At 38.9% G+C, this 20,212-nt stretch carries 19 protein-coding genes and 2 pseudogenes; 14 read left to right on the forward strand and 7 right to left on the reverse strand.

Going from position 1 to position 20,212, the window contains the following annotated elements; all coding sequences use genetic code 11:
• From PQ511_RS06825 to PQ511_RS06835, 4 genes and pseudogenes are all read right to left on the reverse strand, one after another.
• Entirely contained in the window at window positions 1-600 is a 600-nt protein-coding gene (locus PQ511_RS06825) for a hypothetical protein (protein ID WP_273851164.1), read from the reverse strand.
• Between the two features lie 233 nt (window positions 601-833).
• Window positions 834-905, reverse strand: a pseudogene (locus PQ511_RS23810) (hypothetical protein); the annotation flags it as partial.
• Window positions 906-943: 38 nt separating this feature from the next.
• Entirely contained in the window at window positions 944-1,066 is a 123-nt protein-coding gene (locus tag PQ511_RS06830) for a hypothetical protein (protein WP_273851165.1), read from the reverse strand.
• Window positions 1,067-1,167: 101 nt separating this feature from the next.
• A complete protein-coding gene (locus PQ511_RS06835; protein WP_273851166.1) occupies window positions 1,168-1,902 on the reverse strand; it encodes a PIG-L family deacetylase in 735 nt (244 codons plus the stop codon).
• 111 nt (window positions 1,903-2,013) lie between these two features.
• Here PQ511_RS06835 and PQ511_RS06840 point away from each other — a divergent pair, with 111 nt between their 5' ends.
• From PQ511_RS06840 to PQ511_RS23800, 4 genes and pseudogenes are all read left to right on the forward strand, one after another.
• Complete coding sequence (locus tag PQ511_RS06840) at window positions 2,014-3,138, forward strand: acyltransferase family protein (protein ID WP_273851167.1); 1,125 nt, start codon at window positions 2,014-2,016, stop codon at window positions 3,136-3,138.
• Between the two features lie 190 nt (window positions 3,139-3,328).
• Entirely contained in the window at window positions 3,329-4,777 is a 1,449-nt protein-coding gene (locus tag PQ511_RS06845; protein WP_273851168.1) for a cell wall-binding repeat-containing protein, read from the forward strand.
• Window positions 4,778-4,839: 62 nt separating this feature from the next.
• Window positions 4,840-6,261 carry a hypothetical protein gene (locus PQ511_RS06850; protein ID WP_273851169.1) on the forward strand — a complete coding sequence of 474 codons (1,422 nt, stop codon included), beginning with the start codon at window positions 4,840-4,842 and terminating at the stop codon, window positions 6,259-6,261.
• Window positions 6,262-6,678: 417 nt separating this feature from the next.
• Window positions 6,679-6,909 (forward strand): annotated as a pseudogene (locus PQ511_RS23800) (TM2 domain-containing protein); the annotation flags it as partial.
• A gap of 139 nt (window positions 6,910-7,048) precedes the next feature.
• Here PQ511_RS23800 and PQ511_RS06860 read toward each other — a convergent pair.
• A complete protein-coding gene (locus tag PQ511_RS06860; RefSeq protein WP_273851170.1) occupies window positions 7,049-8,389 on the reverse strand; it encodes a hypothetical protein in 1,341 nt (446 codons plus the stop codon).
• Between the two features lie 597 nt (window positions 8,390-8,986).
• Here PQ511_RS06860 and PQ511_RS06865 point away from each other — a divergent pair.
• The 7 genes from PQ511_RS06865 (at window position 8,987) to PQ511_RS06895 (ending at window position 15,252) form a co-directional block, all read left to right on the forward strand.
• On the forward strand, window positions 8,987-10,252 hold the full coding sequence (locus tag PQ511_RS06865; protein ID WP_273851171.1) for a glycosyl hydrolase family 18 protein: 1,266 nt from the start codon (window positions 8,987-8,989) through the stop codon (window positions 10,250-10,252).
• A gap of 198 nt (window positions 10,253-10,450) precedes the next feature.
• On the forward strand, window positions 10,451-10,978 hold the full coding sequence (locus PQ511_RS06870; protein WP_273851172.1) for a sigma-70 family RNA polymerase sigma factor: 528 nt from the start codon (window positions 10,451-10,453) through the stop codon (window positions 10,976-10,978).
• The gene (locus tag PQ511_RS06875) at window positions 10,979-11,623 is read left to right on the forward strand and encodes a DUF6241 domain-containing protein (protein WP_273851173.1); all 645 of its coding nucleotides are present in this window, start codon (window positions 10,979-10,981) and stop codon (window positions 11,621-11,623) included.
• Between the two features lie 37 nt (window positions 11,624-11,660).
• A complete protein-coding gene (locus PQ511_RS06880; RefSeq protein ID WP_273851174.1) occupies window positions 11,661-12,191 on the forward strand; it encodes a DUF6241 domain-containing protein in 531 nt (176 codons plus the stop codon).
• A 19-nt stretch (window positions 12,192-12,210) separates the two neighbouring features.
• Entirely contained in the window at window positions 12,211-12,405 is a 195-nt protein-coding gene (locus tag PQ511_RS06885; protein WP_273851175.1) for a hypothetical protein, read from the forward strand.
• A gap of 204 nt (window positions 12,406-12,609) precedes the next feature.
• Entirely contained in the window at window positions 12,610-14,739 is a 2,130-nt protein-coding gene (locus PQ511_RS06890; protein ID WP_273851541.1) for a PAS domain-containing sensor histidine kinase, read from the forward strand.
• A gap of 243 nt (window positions 14,740-14,982) precedes the next feature.
• The gene (locus PQ511_RS06895; RefSeq protein WP_273851176.1) at window positions 14,983-15,252 is read left to right on the forward strand and encodes a hypothetical protein; all 270 of its coding nucleotides are present in this window, start codon (window positions 14,983-14,985) and stop codon (window positions 15,250-15,252) included.
• 878 nt (window positions 15,253-16,130) lie between these two features.
• Here PQ511_RS06895 and PQ511_RS06900 read toward each other — a convergent pair.
• Both PQ511_RS06900 and PQ511_RS06905 read right to left on the reverse strand, forming a co-directional pair.
• Window positions 16,131-16,349, reverse strand: a complete 219-nt coding sequence (locus PQ511_RS06900; RefSeq protein ID WP_273851177.1) for a DUF2922 domain-containing protein — start codon at window positions 16,347-16,349, stop codon at window positions 16,131-16,133.
• A gap of 43 nt (window positions 16,350-16,392) precedes the next feature.
• Window positions 16,393-16,611 carry a DUF1659 domain-containing protein gene (locus PQ511_RS06905; RefSeq protein ID WP_224594531.1) on the reverse strand — a complete coding sequence of 73 codons (219 nt, stop codon included), beginning with the start codon at window positions 16,609-16,611 and terminating at the stop codon, window positions 16,393-16,395.
• Between the two features lie 259 nt (window positions 16,612-16,870).
• On the opposite strand from PQ511_RS06905, the gene PQ511_RS06910 reads away from it, so the two are divergent.
• The 3 genes from PQ511_RS06910 (at window position 16,871) to PQ511_RS06920 (ending at window position 20,182) form a co-directional block, all read left to right on the forward strand.
• Window positions 16,871-17,935: an acyltransferase family protein gene (locus PQ511_RS06910; protein WP_273851178.1), complete on the forward strand. Its 1,065-nt coding sequence runs from the start codon at window positions 16,871-16,873 to the stop codon at window positions 17,933-17,935.
• Window positions 17,936-18,225: 290 nt separating this feature from the next.
• The gene (locus PQ511_RS06915; protein ID WP_273851179.1) at window positions 18,226-19,230 is read left to right on the forward strand and encodes a LacI family DNA-binding transcriptional regulator; all 1,005 of its coding nucleotides are present in this window, start codon (window positions 18,226-18,228) and stop codon (window positions 19,228-19,230) included.
• Between the two features lie 196 nt (window positions 19,231-19,426).
• A complete protein-coding gene (locus PQ511_RS06920; protein WP_273851180.1) occupies window positions 19,427-20,182 on the forward strand; it encodes a sugar phosphate isomerase/epimerase family protein in 756 nt (251 codons plus the stop codon).
• Window positions 20,183-20,212: the final 30 nt, after the last annotated feature.

Raw genomic sequence — 20,212 nt, forward strand, 5'->3', positions numbered from 1 at the left:
TTACTCACTTTCTGTAATGAATTTGATGGATTCCAACCAATTATAAGTAGTGGTTTTGTAATCTTTCATCACTTGATTACAGTCACTTTCAACATTACCCTTACTACACTCTGAAAGTGTTGTCACTTCAATAGCCCCGTTATTTTCTGTGTTCTGAATCAAGGCGACAATTCCAAAGTAACCATCTTCATCTTCATAAAAAGATCTTTGTATCGTACGTCCGTCTAGTTTTTTTTCTTGAAATTGTAGAGGGAGATCAAAATTTTCTTCAAGAGTTTGTAAGCTAGATTTCATAAATTCAGCTTTCATAAATTGATAGTATTTCATGTTGATTCTCGTACTTACATTATTATCTTTAAAACCAATACTATATTTTTCACTATCGTCTTGTACATAATACCCTCTTTCATCTATAACGCCCTCTTGAGGGAAGTTCATACTATAAGCTCCAGTTTTAGAAAGAAAAGGATAAAATCCTTCTTCAGTCTCGTTAATTGATTGAAGGAACCCCTTAGTAAACTCATCTTCAAATGCTCTTACACTCGGAAGTTTCTCAGCCTCTACTTTCTCTGGATCCGTTGTTTGATTTTCTTCACTCATTTGACAGCCTCCTATAAATATAGATAAAACCATGAGTAGACTAATAAATAACCTCATTGTTATCCTCCAGCTTCATATAGTTGTTGTAGGTTTCTTATTAAAAGATACAATAGATAACCTTTTCTTGGAATGTAACTAGGAGATTTTCTTGGTTGGTTAGCGAAGTGAGGACATTCGTACTAGTTTTTGGTGAAATTTGTGTGCTTAAGCTAAACGTTTGTTTATTACCATGCTTATCTTTGTGAAATGCTTTTTACATCCATTACTCCTTGAGCTGGAAAATCCATTTTATATCTTCTCGTTCCTGATAAGAAGGGATAAAATCCTTCTCTCGTCTCTTCAGTTAATTGTAAGAAACCTCTGTAAAGTCATCTTCAAAAGCTTGTACTTTCGGTAGATCTTCAGGATCAGTCGTTTTGAACTCATTATTTATTTGGCGGCCTGCTGAAAAGATAGGTTGCTTCATTGATTCCTCCAAGTTGATGGTTGTTTATCTCTTATATTAAAAGATACAATAATAAAATGAGTCACTTTTAAGATACAAACCGATATAGGAATGGCCACGCTTTATTTATGCCATCGGCTTTGATGATACTGCTCTGCTTTTTCGAAATAAGAATTTACCGAGATGTACCCAATGCTATAAAAATCCTCATCCGTGTCCCATAACTGATAAGCTTCTAAGCTATCGTCGTATTCATCCATTCGATTTTCGGGAACGGCATAGGCATCCTCATATTCCATATTCTGAAACTCCTGTATCGGAATGTAATAACGGGCGGAATCGATAGCTCCTTCTTTTACTAACTTCTTTAATGCTGAGCCGGAAGCAGCGTGATCGCGATGAGGATCTTTATAGGTTAAGGTATGGTGGCTCGCAGATGGGTAGCGTTTTTCCATTTCGAGTACGATGCTCATGACGTCTTCTTTTTTTATCTCTCCATCGGGAAGGTCATAAACATACACGTCTTCCTCTTCCACTTCTAATTCTGTAACGGATTTTTTGAATTCCTTTACTCGTGAGTCGCCAAATTCTTTTTCTGTAATAGGAGCTTCCTTCTTTTCGATTAATCGTTCATTTATCGTCTTTAGGGATTGACTTGCTTCTCCATGTGATAGTAAGACTACTGCTACTTTATTTCCTTTATCGAGCTGTCGAAGAATCGATGGACCAAGACTTAAAACTTCATCGTCTGCATGAGGAGCATAAAACACAGAAGTTTCTGGCTCGGTGTCTATCATACTGCAAGCATTGAGCGGACTGATACATAATAGTAGTAAAAAAAGGTAGAAAACTCTCATTTGAATCCCCCAAACTGGAAAATTGTCACTTTTCAATTCTATCAAAGTTTTTTTGCCTGGTGTATACTTTCATAGTAGGAGAAATAAGAATGTGTGTGAAAGGATTCTGGTATGTCTAAAGCTCAGCAAATGAAAAAGAAGAGAGTCTATTCCCTTGATATGTTGAGAGGGATTATTGTTGTTTTATCTGTTTTTTTAAGTACGATTCCTGCTGGTCGTATCGAGTATGAAAGTCTTCGCCATGCGGAATGGTATGGTGTGACTATTATTGATGTGATTCTCCCTACTTTCATCACAATTTTTGGGGCAAGTATGGCCATTGCCTATCAGCGCGGGGTGAAATGGGAAAAAATAATTAAGCGAACTGTTCGTCTCATTGTTTACGGTATTATTTTTACAATCATCGTTACGTGGAGTCTTGATTTTGCGACTTTACGATGGACTGGTGTTTTGCAGATGTTTGCTTTCCTTGGCATTGTCGCCGTTACCATTACATATTTTGTGAAGTCTCCCTTTAAACTCATGCTGATCGCTTTGTTGGTTTCTTCGATTTATGGAGGAGCTCTCCTTACATTCGGACAATCGTGTGAAGATCAGATGCCTCAACCAGACTGCAATCCATCTGGGATTATCGATCGTGCCATTTTCGGTGAAGACCACTTGTATCATCAAGGGAAGCGTGGATATGATCCTGAAGGGCTAGTCACTAGTTTTTCTGCGTTGTCGAATGTTTTGTTCGGCTTCGCCATCGGAAAATTAATTCTATCAAGAAAAGAAACCGGTGCATGGAAAGAACTGCTAGGAATTGGTTTGCTCGTCATCGCTTTATCTCTAATTTGGCATCAATTTCTCCCATATAATAAGCGATTATGGACCCCTGCATTTGCAATGCTTGCTGCTGGTCTAACGTCTTCGATGCTATCCATTCTGTATCTCCTTTTTGATAAAGGAAAAGTAGATGCGAAAGAGACATATATGAAGCCGATTGTTTGGTATTTAGAAGCATTTGGACGAAATAGCTTTTTAATTTACTTTGGTAAATTTATGCTGGCATCTTTGTTAATCCATCTTACGTTGAAGAATGACGGAAAGAATGAATCGTTGGCCACCATTCTTTATGATGGCCTAGCGTCTTTCGTTCCGCATCCTCAATTAGCCTATGCTCTTCTTAATTTGCTATTCTGGACGATTATTGCTTTTGTATGTCATAGGAAGAGATGGTATCTGAAAGTGTAAATGCGTAGAAAGAAAGAATTCGAACCAGGCTATTTGGATCGAATTCTTTTTTCATTTGTCATGTAAAGGATCAATCCGACTGCTTATTATTTCCTATTAATCGACAGAACCTCTCATGGTTTCTGGTTCCTAGTACCTATATAATAGAGTAGTGTTATGACACAATTTGGGAAAAATGGGGGATGGTTGCATGAGGAAAACGGTGCTTAATTTGTTCGTAGCTCTATTGTTTGGGGGACTATTAATCCCTATGAACGGGTATGCCGCAAGTGATGAGCATGGGGAATTGAAGAATGAGATTAATAAGGTGAGGCAGGAGAAGGGGACAACTTTTACTAAAGAAGAAATGGACAAAATGAAGACCCAGGTAAAAGAAAAGCTTGCGACTGATCCTAATAAAATCAAAACATTGACGGATTATTGGGAAAATGAACCGAATGATTCGTTCAATCAAGCGAATCTATTACATCTCGATGATACCGTATACGGAACTTTCGAATGGGAAGATGTAGATATCTATCAAGTTGAAGTGAAAAATCCAATGGAATTGCTTGTCTCTGGTACGGCGCAGAGAGGGATTGATCTTGGCTTTTTGCTTGCAGATGGCTATGGAAATTGGTTGGAGCCAGATGCTTCTGATGTCTACGATGGAATCCAATTTCAGCTCTATGTGATTCCAGAAGGAACTTATTATATTGGTGCAATTGATCTAAATGGTGGCGGCACTGATAGCATGTATGCCTTATCTGCTATGAATATGGAATATATTCAACGTATTTCAGGTGACAATCGCTATGAAACAGCAATTGAGATTGCGAGAGCAGGTTGGCCAGATGGAGCAGATAATGTCGTGCTTGCGACAGGGACTACTTTCCCAGATGCGTTAGCTGGAGCTCCTCTTGCCTTTCAAATGGATGCCCCGATTCTATTAACACCAAAAGCCAAGCTTGATAAGCGGGTCAGGGATGTAATGAAAGAGTTTGGCGTGAAGAAGGTGACAATTCTTGGTGGACCGAATGCTGTTTCATCAGCAGTAGAAAATGAATTGAAAAAAGAGTTGAAGTTAAGTGTGAATCGCATTCAAGGAGAAAATCGATACGAAACGGCAGCCGCGATTTCCGAGACGCTTCTTCCTAATCGCACAGCAGTCGTAGCGTACGGAGGGAATTTCCCTGATGCCCTATCGATGGCACCTTATGCGGCGATGTACGGTCACCCGATTTTTCTAACGGATAAAAATGAGCTATCGCAAGCAACGAAGAAAGCGATGTCGAGTTATACAAAAACGTATGTGATTGGTGGTCCAAGTGCAATCAGTGATAAAGTGGCGAAACAGCTTCCTTCCCCAACTAGAATTAAAGGAAATGATCGCTATGAAACTTCGATTGCTGTCGCTAAGAAGCTCGAACTTCCAACAGGTTTTGTCTTTGTCGCTACTGGTGAAGGGTTCGCAGACGCGTTAACTGGCTCAGTTTTAGCTGCAAAATTTGGTGCACCAACGATTCTAACAAAGAAAAATCAGTTGCCAGACTCTACTTATACGTTCTTTAAAGAAGAGCAAACAACGGATTACATTATTCTAGGTGGAGAAAGTGCTGTTGGAACGGGTGTGGAGGATGATATTTTTTCAGTAGATTGAGCGGTTGGTGCCTGTCACCACCCGGTATTTGTCACTAATTGTCGAGGCTGAGGGAGAAGTATGTGAATGAAAGGAATCGTGGGGGATATACGCCACGATTCCTTTCGATTTATAGAGGAAAGCAGGTAATGGTTATGAAAAAATGGAGCTTTATCTTATTGATATTGGCCGTAATCGTTGCATGTTCAAATGACAATAAGACAAAATCAACAGCTTCCATAACGGAATCTTCTAATACACTTGAGAATGAAGAAGATATCCCGCCAGCAGACGAACCAACTGGAGCATCTGATCAAGCGACTGATGAGAGTAATGAAGATGAACTATCTCCAGAAGAGGTTAAGTCCATTATTGAATCTGGTTTTAACCTCACATCGAGAGATACTGACTCAATAAAAAAAGTGAATTTCCACGGAGATGCTATCCCTGAATTTGTCACAATTTTGCGAGATGCTGAGAAGGATTTAATCACTGTTTATGAGTATGATTTGCAAAATAGAACATGGATACCTGTCTACGAAGATCATTCGCATGAAAACTACGGAGGTATGGAAAAACTTAACTTTCTAGAAATGGCAAATATGCTGGATGACAAAAAGAAAGAACAAGTGGTGATAGGGTTAAACAGTGGGAGCGGTGCCTTCCTTAGTTTCTATGTGTTGGGTGAAACTGAATCAGGGATTGGGGAGGTTCTTACAAAATGGGATGGAGACTACCCTCAAGGAAGTATTGCTTTTAAGGATGGTGCCTTAATTGTTAGGAGCAATGGAGAAGAAGTTGATCGATTTAGTCAGTTATATGATCAGGGGCAAGTTGCTTCTTCTAAGGAAAAGAATCTTCATTCAAGCGACACAGCTTCTATCCTCATTAATGAATTTTATTCTGCTATTGTGAGGAGGGATTATGAGATTGCGTATGCTCTAATAGGAGAACCATGGAGAAACAAAATGAGTTATGAATCTTTTTCTTCTGGGTACCAAGATACAACTTCTATTCACTTTTCAATTGATCATGTTTTAGAGCAGTCGAAGAATGAAATGCTTGTTAAAGGAACGATTAAGGCGGTGAATGAAGGAGAGGAAAATCCAAAAACATTTGAGGTTCAATATCTTGTTGGCTTGCAAGAAGGAGAATTGAAGATTAAAGAGGGAAAAGGACAAGAAGTCACTAATCAATCGGGTAACGATGTGAGCGTCCAATCGCCTAATCCAGAAGAAAAGTGGACGTTTGAGCAATGGGAAGCGGCAACTTTTAATGAAAAAGTGATCAAGATCGCTAGAACATGGGAAAAACATGTCTATCGAGATCCAAGCGTAGCAAAAGCGGATACTGTTTTGGTTTCAACAGCGCTTTATATTGAAGACAATTACACTTCTCTTCAACAATCAGTAGATTCGATTGAAGAGCTAATTATCCAATCTTATGAGGCACCGGATGTATCATCGTATGATCCGGAAGAAGCGTGTTTGGAAAGAATGGAATGAGCTTGTGGGTTTGAATGAGGTAGTATGATTTAGATGTGAAAATTAAATGTGACATGAATCTCTATATTTATCCAAAAAAACACCAATATGGTATATAATAGAATTTGTAATTAATGGTCATTTTAAGGGGGAGTAGCTTTGGGGATTAGCTGCTATATTCACGAAGATCGATCATCCGTCGGTACATGCGTCGGGTGTGGGAAATTTATTTGTGATGAGTGTAATACTGAAGTTCAGCGTAAGAATTATTGTAAAACCTGTATTAGTGAATTGATGACAGAGAGTAAAAGTAAGATTGAGAAGTTAGAAGAGAGTAAAAACAACTCAAATCCCATGGTTTTTATGAATGCTGGGGGAGGCGGGGGAGCAGCAAGCTCCGCAGCTAGTTCTAGTGGTTCGAATGGGGCTACAGTACCTGTTTATACGAAAAGCAAAGTAGTTGCAGGAGTACTGGGTATTTTACTTGGAGGAATAGGTGTTCATAAGTTTTATCTTGGAAGATGGGGATGGGGTATCATTTATCTATTACTGTGTTGGACTTATATACCTGCAGTGATTGGACTGATAGAAGGGATTATCTACCTCTGTTCAAATGAAGAAGCTTTTGCTGCGAAGCATGATCGGAATTATTTTAGACGGGCGGCATAGTTGTTCTCTATCAACTCTATCAACATAGCAATTTTAAAAAAAAGCAGCCTTTCCCAACTATCCGGAAAGACTGCTTTTTTGATTTATCATCCCAAAAGAATGGAACTATGGATAATTTAATCGATCATTAATAAAAAACTTATTTTAAATAATCAATTGTAACAAAAATGGAGTTAATAGGATTTCCGTTCTCATTATTTGAAGTGAAATAAAGATGTTCCTCATAACTATCCATCGTTAGCACGTATCCATCTTCGTCCGTAAAATTATTACTATTTTCAAATTTAGCATATACTGGATCTGGATTAAACCCAGCAATTACTTCATCAAAGGTTGCATAATACCTAGAAGCCTGCTCTTCATGGATTTTAACAGCATAAACGACTTGACTATTTTTAGAGATATAATAGATAGCGTCGGGATATTCTAAACGACGCCCATTACTTTCTTGAATCTCTGTTAGTGGAGGGCCAAATTCTTCTAGCAATTGCTCTCTTGTATAGTCAAAATGCAAGGCCTGAAAATACTCTAGGTAAAAATCCTCTATGTAAATGGTTTGAGAAGCGGTTGAGCGATTTAGATCTTCACTTGATGACTCCTGTTTAGGGTAATCATAGACAAGCTGAGTATCTTTCGAGCTAACCCCAACAAAGTATTCACTTTCAGCCGTACTCATATCAAAGAGGTAGGCCTTCCCTTTAGCTTGGTCTGAATAGAATTCATCCACGTAAATAGGTGCTTCTGTACCATAAGCCAGAAGCTGGGCGGCTTCTTCTTTGTTGAGTTGAATATCCTTACCTTCCAATGATTGCTCTTCCCAATGCTCCATCTTCCAACTATTATCTGCATTTACTATTGTGAATTTCCACATGGATCCCATTGTATTTAGATTATCGCCTGGGGACAGGGCTTGGATTTGGAGGCTATTTCCATTTTGTTTATAGGAAAATTTCACGTCATCTATTACGCTTGGAAGATAAGGAAAATCACATTCACAATAATACACTTCTGAAAGTTTTTGTAGCGTTTCAGTTGAAAAGTGTTCTGTTACATATGGAGCTACAGCTGGTTTAATTACAGAGTATTTCCCTGGATTATTTACTCCCCACCCGTTCTCTTCTCCTTTATTCATTAAAACAGTTCGGATAGCAGTAAGATTTGATTTTAGTATCTCCTGTACTTCTTGCTGATCTAGTGGCGGGACTGATTCTGGTTTTGTAGAAGTCTGATTCGACTGATTTACCTCTTCTTTTGGTTTCGGATCCTTATTTTCAGGTTCAGTGGTTTTAGCTGACTTTTCCTTTACCGTTTCTTGTTCTAATTCGGTATGGGGTTGTTCATCTGTTTGTGCTTTTGCTTCAGTATCCTCAACGACTGCTATGTTGGTAGTTTCATTGTGATTAAAAAAGCTTTCGTACCCAACATATCCACCAATAGCAAGCGCCATTGAAAGAACAAGTGTTATTATCGTCTTTTTCAAATGTTTTCCCCTTTTCAATTTTTATGAGTGCCTGTCACCATCCGAAGTTTATCAAAGCTTGTCCAATGCTAGATTTTCATTCATTCTCCATAATTTCACTGGATGTTTTCTTTTTCGTATAAGTCGATTAAGTAACAGGATAGCTTTATAGAAAATGAGATAGACTCTCTTATCTCATGAATCATAGCATCGTAATCCCCTTCGAATAGATTGGCCTTCTGTAAGTGTGGGTTTTATTTACCGATAACAATCTCCCTTTTATCTAAGATCAATCCATTAAATCTCAGAAGAAGACTTGGTTCCGTAAAGAAACACCTCCCAATAAAGTTATTATTATCCAAATTAGTATACTATAAATAATGGTACATTAGTCATGAATCTTTTGGATTAATGTGATAAGGTATTTTATTTTAAATTTAAATACATCCTTATTTAGTGGTGCAAAAGAAGTAGCAGAATGGTGGAGTTAGTGCCTGTCACCACCCGAAGTTTGTAACGATTTGTCGAATCAGTGTTTGGAATGTGGGGCATTCATGAACGCCTCCTTTACGAAATACACTTATAATATAGCCTGTTGCATAATTGGGAGGAGATTCTATGTCGGTTCATACGGTGGTGAGTGGAGATAATCTCTGGCAAATTTCATTGGCCTATAGTGTGCCAATTTCTACAATAAAGACAGTGAATGGACTTATGTCTGATCGGCTTGTTCCAGGATTAAACCTGTATATCCCGGATCAGGATCTACCTGAACGATTTTATCAGCTTAAACAGGGCGACACGTTTTGGAATCTCTCTCAACAATATAGAACTTCTGTTCAAGAGATTGTCGCTGCTAATCCGACATTGAATCCGACTGCTCTCCCAGTTGGGGCTAGGGTTCGAATTCCTACTACGCAGAAATATGAGATGGAAACGCTCGTCTTCTTTGATGCAATTGAAGGCTCGCCATATTTAGAAACGTTGAATAAATTAGCAGGATTAATCACCTATTTAGCTATCTTTACTTATTCGTTCACTCCTATGGGAGAACTCATTATGATAAATGATGATTTTATTTTGCAAAGAACAAAGCAGCTGAACATAAAGCCATTGCTCGTAATTAGTAATTATGATGTCCAAACGTTTAGCGCCGAGCTAGCTGATGTTGTTCTTCAAAGCAAGGAAAGAAGAAGGACCCTCGTGAAAAATCTCGTTACTATTGTGAAAGAAAAAGGGTATGCAGGCGTTAGCGTTGACTTTGAATTTGTGCCACCAGAAAGAAGAAGGGATTTTACAGCATTTTTGCAAGAGTTAAAGAACGGACTTGGCAATCTAACGCTCCAGCTCAATGCACATGCGAAAAGCAGCGATATGCCAACAAATCGACTCGTAGGTTTTCTTGATTATCGAGCTGTTGGTGAGATCGTGGACATCGTTTCCGTTATGACAATCGATTACGGTTATGCCATTGGACCACCAGATCCGATCGCACCGGTTTGGTGGGTGGAAGAGATGTTAATGTATGCAACGGGGCAAATTAACCGCCGTAAAGTGATGATGGCGATGAGTCTTTATGGATACGATTGGGCGTTGCCCACGCAAAAGCCAGCTGAAATGATTCCAGTGCAAAATGCGCAAAATCGTGCCATTAGTGGTTGGCTCCCCATTCAATACAATCAGACTGCCCAGGCTCCAACTTACAGCTACAACCTGCTAGATAAAGAGCATATCGTGTGGTTTGAGGACATTGAAAGCATGAAAGCCAAGTATAAACAAATGCAGGCCTATGATCTGCTTGGGGCTACTTATTGGCGATTGCGGTTTCCGTTTCCACAGAATTGGGCGTATGTGGAGAAGAATATGAAGGTCTTGAAAGGTTAAACAAACGTTTGTTTAATGTTCATATTGGAAGAATCACAAAAAGCATCGTCGCTTTCTGTGATTCTTTTTTATGTTATAGTTTTGAAGCTAAACCATTTTACGGTAAAATTCGTTATTTTTTGATTAAAATGGTCACTTTTTGAACCGATTATGGAAAGTAGGTCGTCTATCATACAGGGAAATCCAGGGGGGAGCTAGTTGGGGGAGAAAAAAAGAGAGAATGAATTTGAGAGAAATGAATTACTCCGGGAGTTGATCGATGATTTTGCAGAACCGATCAAGCGCCTAGCTTTTACATATGTGAAAAATTGGACGGTGGCTGATGATATTACGCAGGAAGTGTTTATTTCTTGTTTTAAAAACATCGACCATTTTAGGGGAGACAGTAGCTATAAAACGTGGCTATTTAAAATTACCGTCAATCGCTGCAAAGATTATTTGAAAAGTAAGTGGTTCAGGTCGATGATTCCGTTTCGTGGGGACGAAAAGGTGGAGGTGGGCACTGGACTTGATGAGATACTCGTTCAAAAAAGTGAAGGGGAAGAGATTTCTCAGAAGGTGCTTTTACTTCCGGTGAAATATCGAGAAGTGATCATTTTATTTTATTATGAAGATCTAAGTCTTCAAGAAATCGAAGAGTTAACAGGCATTAAAGCAGAGACGATTAAAACGAGATTAAGGCGTGCTAAATTGCAACTTCGTGAGCTTTATAAGGAGGTTGAGTAGATGGAGGACAAGCTGAAAAATCTTCGTAGGGATATGGATGAAACGGTTTTGAAGAAGGGTGAGGTGAGTGAGGAGGAGAAGGAGCGGATTTATTATAAAGCAATTAAAAATAGTGAGACTAAGAAAAAATCAAATCGACTGGCACCAGTTCTATCCATAGCCTTTTGTTTTATTCTGCTTATTCTCTTTTCATCCTATGGGTATTCAGACAATGTCATGAAAAGCCAAATTAGTGATAAGGGAAACCGCGAAGGGAAGACTGGAATTAGTAAAGCTATTGATCCTGTAGAAAATGAACCAACTCGTAATCGTGAGTCAATTCCACCAGAATCGCAGTTCATAGATTATATTCACGGGATGACCCATCAAAAAGTACAGGCTGAAGAAAAATGGGGCCTTTATGAAATGAATGATAAGAACATCTCGAATTTGTTGGATATTCTAGAAAATATCAAGGAACAGGAAACTTATGAACATTATGATTTCTATTACGAGACACTAATTCAATGGAAGCAAGGGAATTTCGAAAATGCTTTAGATGTACATAATCAAATCTGGAAATGGAATGGGGGGACAACTGGAAAAGCAACACGGTTGTTGACTGATGAAGAAGAACAAGAATTTATATCACAATACTATGAGTAAATCTTCCATTAATTAAATATAAGGAGTTGTTCAAAACATGCCATCCACCAAAACACTACTTATTTCAATCACATCAATCGTTATTCTCACTTTAGGGCTTGCCTATTGGTTTATCTCGGACATCAATGCGAATCTGACAGGAGAGAATGATTCAACGGAGGCGTCGTCAGCGGAGAGTACAGAAGAAGGAATTGATCCAGAACGCTACATTGATGACGGATCAAATTCCACAGCAAATGATGAACTTCCGAGTGAACAACATTTTATGAACACCCTTCACGGAATGACACATCAAAAGGTGCATGCTGATGAAAAGTGGACACTTGTTGAAATGACAGATGTGCGTATTGACGACATGCTCGCTGTTCTGGATCAAGTAAAAGGTACAGGAGAATATGAACATTACGATTTATATGAACAAGCGTTAACGAAGTGGAAGAACGGAAATTTTGAAAATGCGGTCTACATTCATAACGAGCTTTGGAACTTGAACAACGGATCAGTCGGAAAGGCGAGTCGGTTATTGTCTGCTGAGGAAGAGCAGGCATTTGTTAATGAGCACTACTAATGAAAGGATTGAGCGATAAATGATGAAATTAGAAGTTTCCGAAACAGAAAAATCCGTTTTTCTAGATGGGTTGCGGTTATGGTACAACAAACAAAGTGGGGCTATCCATCTGAAAGTGCCAGGAATGAAAGAACTTCATTACGTGAAAAAAGGCTCGGATTTATACGAACCATTGCTTCAAGAGGTTAAGCGAGTTTCGAAAACAGATGGCTAGGTGATGGGTGTTTTCGGTTTTAAACAAACGTTTAATAAATTTATAGCCTGGAAATTCTAGTGTGATTTACAGATTAATAGAAAAACAAGTAAACCGCTGCTCTAAAGTCAGCGGTTTATTTGTTTGGATAATCCTTACATCTATTTTAAAATATGAGATAATAACAGGAATGGAAACCAAATTATGGAGGGTGGCTTGGGCGCGGTGGTTTATGAAAAATATTATGAAAGAATCCCCCTCCCATTATTCGTAGTAGATTTAGAGGGTACTGTGATTTACTGTAACGAAGAAGGGAAAAAGATTCTTCCAGAAGATGATGATAGAGAGTGTTACGATATTGATTGTATTTGGAAGTCGAATGATCACCCTTCTCTTCCGCATTATATAAAGGAGCTAAGGAGTTCTTCATTAACGAATTCAATCGAAGTTGTTTTTACTTCGGTTTCTAGCAAGGAAACTCATCTTATTGAAATTTCCTCTCTGGAGAAAGATCGTTTGCTGTTCGTTTGTGTAAAAAGCATTTCCTCAAATCACGAGGACAATATGAGGCAAGAGTTAAGTGAACTCCACTTGAAACATGATTTTTTGATTGCTGAAAACCCTGACGGTATTATTTTTGTTGATCCAGAGGGCAATATTACGGACATTAATCGATCCCTTCAATCCATGATTGGCTATGAGAAGAGCGAAATTATCCATACATATGAACAGAATATCTCATTTAAAGAATTAAAAAAGATGAAATATTATACGGACCGAGCACTAAAGGGAAAGGCACAGGTTTATGAAACAAAACTTACTCATAAAAATGGAGATCATATTTATATTGAAGTTAAAACGATTCCCATTAAACTCAATCACTCTTATATCGGCGTCTATACGATTTTAAAAGATATTAGTGCTTATAAATGGGCGCAGCATGAAGCCTTTAAACAAGAAGAGCTTCTTCGTTCTCTCATCAATTCGATGCCGGAATTTGTGGTTTTTCAAAATCAGGATGGACAGATTTTAGAGATGAATCATTATGCGAAGAAATTGTTTAATTTAGAAGGACGTGATGTTGTAGGTAAAACCTTTGCTGAAATTGGTAGTCCGGAATGGGACGCTATTCCCCTGCTAAAGGAAGGTTTTCCGCAGAAACTAGGAGGGGAAACATCAAACATTCATTTTGAACATCAGCTTTTTCATAATGGGGAAGAACGAACGTTTGATATTGTTAAAGCAACTGGGCCATTAGGGGAAGAAAAGAGAGGGTATCTCATTTCGATTGGTCGCGATAGTACCCATCGAAAAAGGGTAGAAGAGGATTTGCTTGAAACAAAGGAGTTATTAGAATCCATTTTTTCAAATAGTGCAGATGGCATTTCTGTCATTAATTTAAATGGGGAAGTTTTAAAAACGAACCTGGCTTTTCAGCGACTATACGGGTATTCTGAAGAGAACATGCCTCAAAATATGATTGATCTTTATCCAGATGGCCATTATGAGGAAGCAACCTACATCTGTCAGACAGTAACTGATGGCAATGAAATCGTAGATTATGAAGCGCTTCGAAAGCATAAGGATGGCAGGCTAATTGAAGTTAGCGTCACCTACTCTCCGCTTAGAGATAAGGATGGCGTGGTGCTGGCGATATCAGCGATTACGCGGAACATTGGGGATCGAAAACGGACGGAAGAATTGTTATTGCGCTCCGAAAAATTGTCGGTGATTGGTCAATTAGCCGCCGCTGTGGCTCACGAGGTGCGGAACCCTCTAACGGCAGTAAAAGGTTTTATCCAATTATACAAAGGGAAAATTGATGGTAAAATCCACGAGTTGATGATGTCTGAAATGAACCGAATCGAAAACATTATTTCAGAGTTCTTATCTCTAGCAAAGCCACAAGCTGTGACGTATCAGCAGGCAAATCTCACAACGCTCATATGCGATACATTATCAATAATGGAATCGCAGGCGCGCATGAGTAATGTATGTATCGAAAGAGATTTCGGAGAACAAATTCATGGGGTTCAATGTGAAGTGAATCAAATGAAGCAAGTGTTGATCAATTTAATTAAGAACGGGATTGAATCCATGCCAGATGGAGGCATACTCACGATCCAAACAAGGGAAGAGGGCGAAACCTTTCGAATAGCAATCTCGGATCAGGGGGTGGGCATTTCGAAAGAACGCCTAAAGCATCTCGGTGATCCTTTCTTCTCCAATAAAGAGGGGGGCACTGGGCTAGGATTGGTAGTATGCTACAAAATTATTCATGAACATGGTGGTCGGATTGAATTTGAAAGTGAACTGGGCGTGGGGACTACGGTGAGTGTGCTACTGCCTTTATAATGGTGCCTGTCACCACCCGGTATATGTAACTAATTGTCGAATGAACCATTTGAATGGCATAAGGTTAACCTTAATTTGGTTAAAGAGGTAAATGGTTAAACGTAAATAGTAGATTACCAAGATTCATTTGAATCCAACTTTAATTGGAGCATCACTGGGGAATTTCATGGTGATGCTTTTATATAAATGGAAAAAAGTCATTTAGCTTTATTTTTCCTGATTTAATTGAAAAGGGGTGGGAACATGAAAACTAAACGTGATAGTGGAATTAAAGTAATGGCTTTCCTGATAGGATGGCTCATTCTTATTTTTGGAACGATTATCGGCATCATCATTTGGAATGTTTCTTTATCCTGGGTGAATGGTTTTGTTGTGATCATAAGTAGTTTTTTCTCTGGAACTCTCCTCCTTGGATTTTCTCAAATCATGACTTATCAAGAGCAACAACTAGCTGAAATGGAAGAAGTGAAAGTGATTTTGAAAGAGCGTATCAAGGAAAAAGGATTGAAGTAATCTCTTATTGATGGATCCTAGATTATCAGGATAGTCGTTTGTTCTTTTATGTAACATATTACAACCCTCCTCCAAATCTGACCCGGTCCTCCTCCTTCTCTTATCACTTGTTCTCCTCTCTTTTTCTCACTTGTATTTAAGAGTAGAAACGTTTGTTCAGCTCTATTACATTTGAAAGATAAACCTTTAAAACCCTTGTTCAGCTCTTGACTCTTTAACGCTCTTCATGACTGAAGGCACTAGATCAGATAGGAAACATTGGACAGAGAACGACTACCTTTACAGCGCTGACGAAAACATCAGCATTGTAAAAGTAGACGTTCTTACTGAAGTATACTGAGACCTTCTGAGGGTTCCACCGTATCACCCGATTTGAACGTTTGAATTTCTTCAACCGCACGCTTTCTACACATTAAACCAGCCCAATGTGCGTATTCTGCGGACGGCCACCTGTACCGTAGTACACCTGATTACCTACCCGAACCGTTAAGGCCGTTCTCGCCATAGCTTCCCACCACAGAAACCGGGAAATGCGGAATGTGGGAACGCTGAATTTTCTGCATCGGCTTCAGCTCACCTGACAAGTTTTGTTTTCAAACGTGTGGTAGGCATTCACGTTCTGACGCACCGCACACTTAAAGAAACCTCATATGCTTTTCTTTTAAAAAAGGTAGGAAGCGGGTTGTCGTTATGAAGTTGTTTATGTATGAATCTTTGGTTGAAGAAAGATTTATGTAAGAGTAGAGAGAAGGAAGAGAGAGTCGCTGTGATAGGGATGAACCAACGGGAACTCCACCTCGCTTTCGAGCGACATGGAGGACCTTCTTTTTTTTGGCACGGATGAAAGAGGAAGGACACATGCCCTTCCTCAAAATCATTTAGCCAATGGTAATGTCACTTTCGTTACGTTCAATGATGCGAGCACCTTTCTTACCTACAACGTCACCGCCACTTGTGGTGAAGCAGTTTTGGAGAATGACTGCATCCATGGCAACTTCGATCGCTACCGGGTTCACCGGTTCAATTGGATCAGTCAGTGTGATGGAAAATGGTTTGTTGTCACGCGTGGTGAATTGAAGTTCAATTGTTTTTGCCATAAGTGGTTTCCACCTTTCTTAATCATCGTGCTGCTCTTGGGACTTACGCCTGAAGATCAGAAGAGTCATTGCGTTCAACTGCAAACAGGTTGTGCTGTTGAAGCGGTGCTAGGGCTAATGCCACTGCGAAGAGGGCATCAGGCGTAGCCGATGTTTTCACATTATTGAAGTTCTTGCTGCGAAAGATCGACTTGCCGTTTTCATCTACGCCTACTTCAAGAACCAGGCGAAGCTGCGTGTCCATGAGAGATGCTGTTGCCATGTGAGTCACCTCCTTTCACTCTATATATCGTTTGGAAAGAGCGAAAAGGGGCATGGTGGGAGAAAAAAATATAGGTCCCTGTCACCACCCGGATTTTGTCGAAGGGGCCTTGCTGAAGTTGTTTCGTGGAAATGAATTCTTTGTAAGGATCATGTTAGCTCTATTAATCTTTTGTAAAGAATAGCCATTCTAACTCCATAGAGAGAAGTACATCCTTATAATAGAAGTATCAAGCCAAACCACAACGGGATGTGAGCTCATGCAAAAATCGAATCAAGGTTATAAGGAAATCATTTTTCTAAGTGCGATTACTTGTTTGTTTCTAATACTCGTTCATGTTTCGGAATTGTTTTTCTTTGGAGGAAAGCAGTCGTTGAATGAAATTAGTTCCATTCCTTATCAACTCAGTCAATTAGGTATCGCGATGTTTGCAGTGATTGTTGGGTTATATTTATTTAAAAAATCGGGTAATAAAAAAAGGGAGAAGCAGTTAAGTTCTTTTGAGGTTTCAAAAGTTGTTCTTTTGTTCGTTCTCTGGAGTCTTTTCTATCTTGTCCTTTTAAAAATAGTGATGAATGCACAGATGTTCATAGGCTGGAAAGATTCTTTCGTTCATATTGCGATGGGAAATTCTTTCTACCATTTGTTTTTTATTTCAGTTGTTCTTCAATTCCTTCTCATATTTCCTGTCCTAAAACTTGTTCATTCAAAACTGGGTTGGTCTCTTTTAACGATTGTTTCTGGAGTGGTCCATTACTATTTTCTATCTACTGCATTAACTGGAGGAAATGAATTTTTGTCGCAAGAGGGTTTGCTATTGAAGTGGATTTTCTTCTTTATATTTGGAGGTCTCTTAGCTCGTCACTGGGAAGGTGTACAGAGCCTTCTAAATAGGTTCAATCAATTAGGATTTGTTACATTAATTGGATTCATTGGTTACGAGGTGTTGTATTATTTCATGTATGGCTCTATCTTTCTTCAAGAATGGTCTCTGATGATAACAGTGCCGATCATCATGATGTCATTACTCGGAATATATCATTCAGTTAGAAAAGTGGTACTGCTTGATATTTTCTTTCAATCTATCGGTGAAAATACCGTAGGACTTTACTTCGTTTACCCGCTGATTATTTTTACTTATTCGAGCATCTTACCAGATGCTTTGTGGCAGAAAGAATATTTTGTTCTTGTTTTCACGATCGTGCTCGGAACTTCCGTTTTCGTTAGTAAGGCAGCCAAGCTGTTTTTATTCAACATTAGCGGGGTGAAAAGTCCCTTTGCTAAAACGAAAATGATGAATCAGCAGGAACTTCGAATTAATTAAACGGTTGATTAATAAAATAGGGAGTCCATTACGATTCACGTAATGGACTCTTTTCTATGTGGCTTTCACTGGTATATAAAAAGGATGCATACTAGACGAACGAAAGACTAAAAATAAATAATTTTCAAAAAACATTGTAATTCATCAAAATCTTCTCTATAATGAGCATCAACGACAACGATTGATCAACAAAATGTAATCCATTACATTTTAGCTTGAATTCTTTGCCAAAGCCATTTATAGTTTGGAATAAGACAAGTATTTATTTTAAACACTAGGAGACAATTGAAATGGCAAATATGACAGACGTGGCAAAACTTGCGAATGTTTCGACAGCGACCGTGTCCAGAGTGATTCAGAATCCTGAAGCTGTAAAAGAGAAGACGCGAATAAAAGTGCTTCAGGCAATTGAAGAGCTGAATTATCAACCGAATATTTTAGCGCGTTATTTTAGAAGGACTGAAACGAAAACCATTCTTGTAGTCGTGCCCTCTATTGTGAATAATGTCTTTCCGCAAATGATTGCAGGTATAGACCTTGTTGCAGGTCAGCATGGATACAAGGTTTTGCTTGGTAATACCTATCAAGATCCCGAAAAAGCATATAGTTATATTGAAGAGCTTAAGCAGAAGCAAGTGGATGGCATGATTTTATTAACAACCAGGCTTGATAAAGACGTGATTACGGATATTGCGGAGCGCTATCCAGTTGTCCTAACTTCGGATTTTATTGAAGGGTTAAATGTTCCGACAGTAGCGATCGATAATATTAGTAGTGCTCGTGAAGCAGTGGAACATTTGCTTCAACTTGGCCATAGCCGAATAGGAATGATTACCGGACCGCTAAACAGCTTGCTTTGTAGAGATCGGTTAAAAGGTTATCGACAAGCGCTTCTTGCGAATGAAGTTGCGATTGAAGGCGTGCTGATCCAAGAAGGGGACCACACGTATGAATCAGGGTATAACCAGATGAATAAGTTTCTGGCATTGGAAGAGACGCCGACTGCTATTTTTGCTGCGAACGATAGTATGGCCATGGGGGCAATCAAGGCAGTGAAAGACCAGAATATGAAAGTACCGGAAGACGTTGCGGTTGTGGGATTTGATAACATTCAGTTCTCAAAAATCTTTGAACCAGCACTTACCACAATAGCGCAACCCTTATTGGGAATGGGGAAACGCTCAATGGAACTTCTATTGAAACAAATTAAAGGTGAACCGTTAACGAAGAAACAGCTTGTTCTAGATACAAAACTGATTATCCGAGATTCATGTGGGTATAACAAACAGGTTTAGTCTCAATGACTATACTGTTATAACAAAATGTAATCGTTTACTTTATATACAGGAGGAATTACCTTATTTAATAGTGTTTTATTGATAAATACGATATTAAAATGTAATCCATTACATTTTTAAGTTAACTATTTTCAGGAGGTGATGGGGCTAGTCGTTCGGTACGTTCATTTCATTTTAAAAAGGAGAGAATAGCATGGCGAATATACCTGTTGCAGTACAGATGTACACATTACGAGAAGAAAGTGAAAAAGATTTTTCAGGGACATTGAAAAAGGTCGCCGACATTGGTTATCAAGGCGTCGAGTTTGCTGGCTATTATGATATGGCTGCGAAGGAACTAAGAAAGCTGATTGATGGTCTTGGACTCAAAGCGGCATCAAGTCATATTCCTCTTGACGTGCTGAAGAGGGATTTGAGTGAGGTCATAACGGCACAGCACGAGATTGGGAGTAAGAAAATAGTTTGTCCATTTCTATCACCTGAACAACGTAATGAAAAAGGATATACAGAGCTGATTCAAACGTTGAATGATGTTGGAAAGGAATGCGCGAAAGAAGGTCTTTCATTATGCTATCACAACCATGATTTTGAATTAGAGCGTCTATCGAGCGGTAAAACAGCCCTTGAAACGATATTGGATGAAACGAATCCAGAATGGCTAAAAGCAGAGTTTGATATCTATTGGTTAACACGTGCCGGTGAGAACCCGGTTGATTGGATGAAGCGGTATCAAGATCGCACACCTCTTGTTCATTTAAAAGATATGACAACAGATGGCGAGCAATTCTTTGCTGAACTTGGAACTGGTGGCGTTGACCTTAATGGTGTTCTTCAACAAGGAGATCAATCGAATGTTGACTGGTGGATTGTTGAACAGGATAAATGTAAGCGCTCTCCTTTTGAGAGTATTGAAATGAGTTTGAACTATTTTCTTAGCAAGCATTCTTAAAGCGTTTTTTAGGATCAGGACTACAAAATG

Origin of the sequence: Guptibacillus spartinae, from assembly GCF_028610625.1 — a bacterium.
Lineage (GTDB): Bacteria > Bacillota > Bacilli > Bacillales > Guptibacillaceae > Guptibacillus > Guptibacillus spartinae.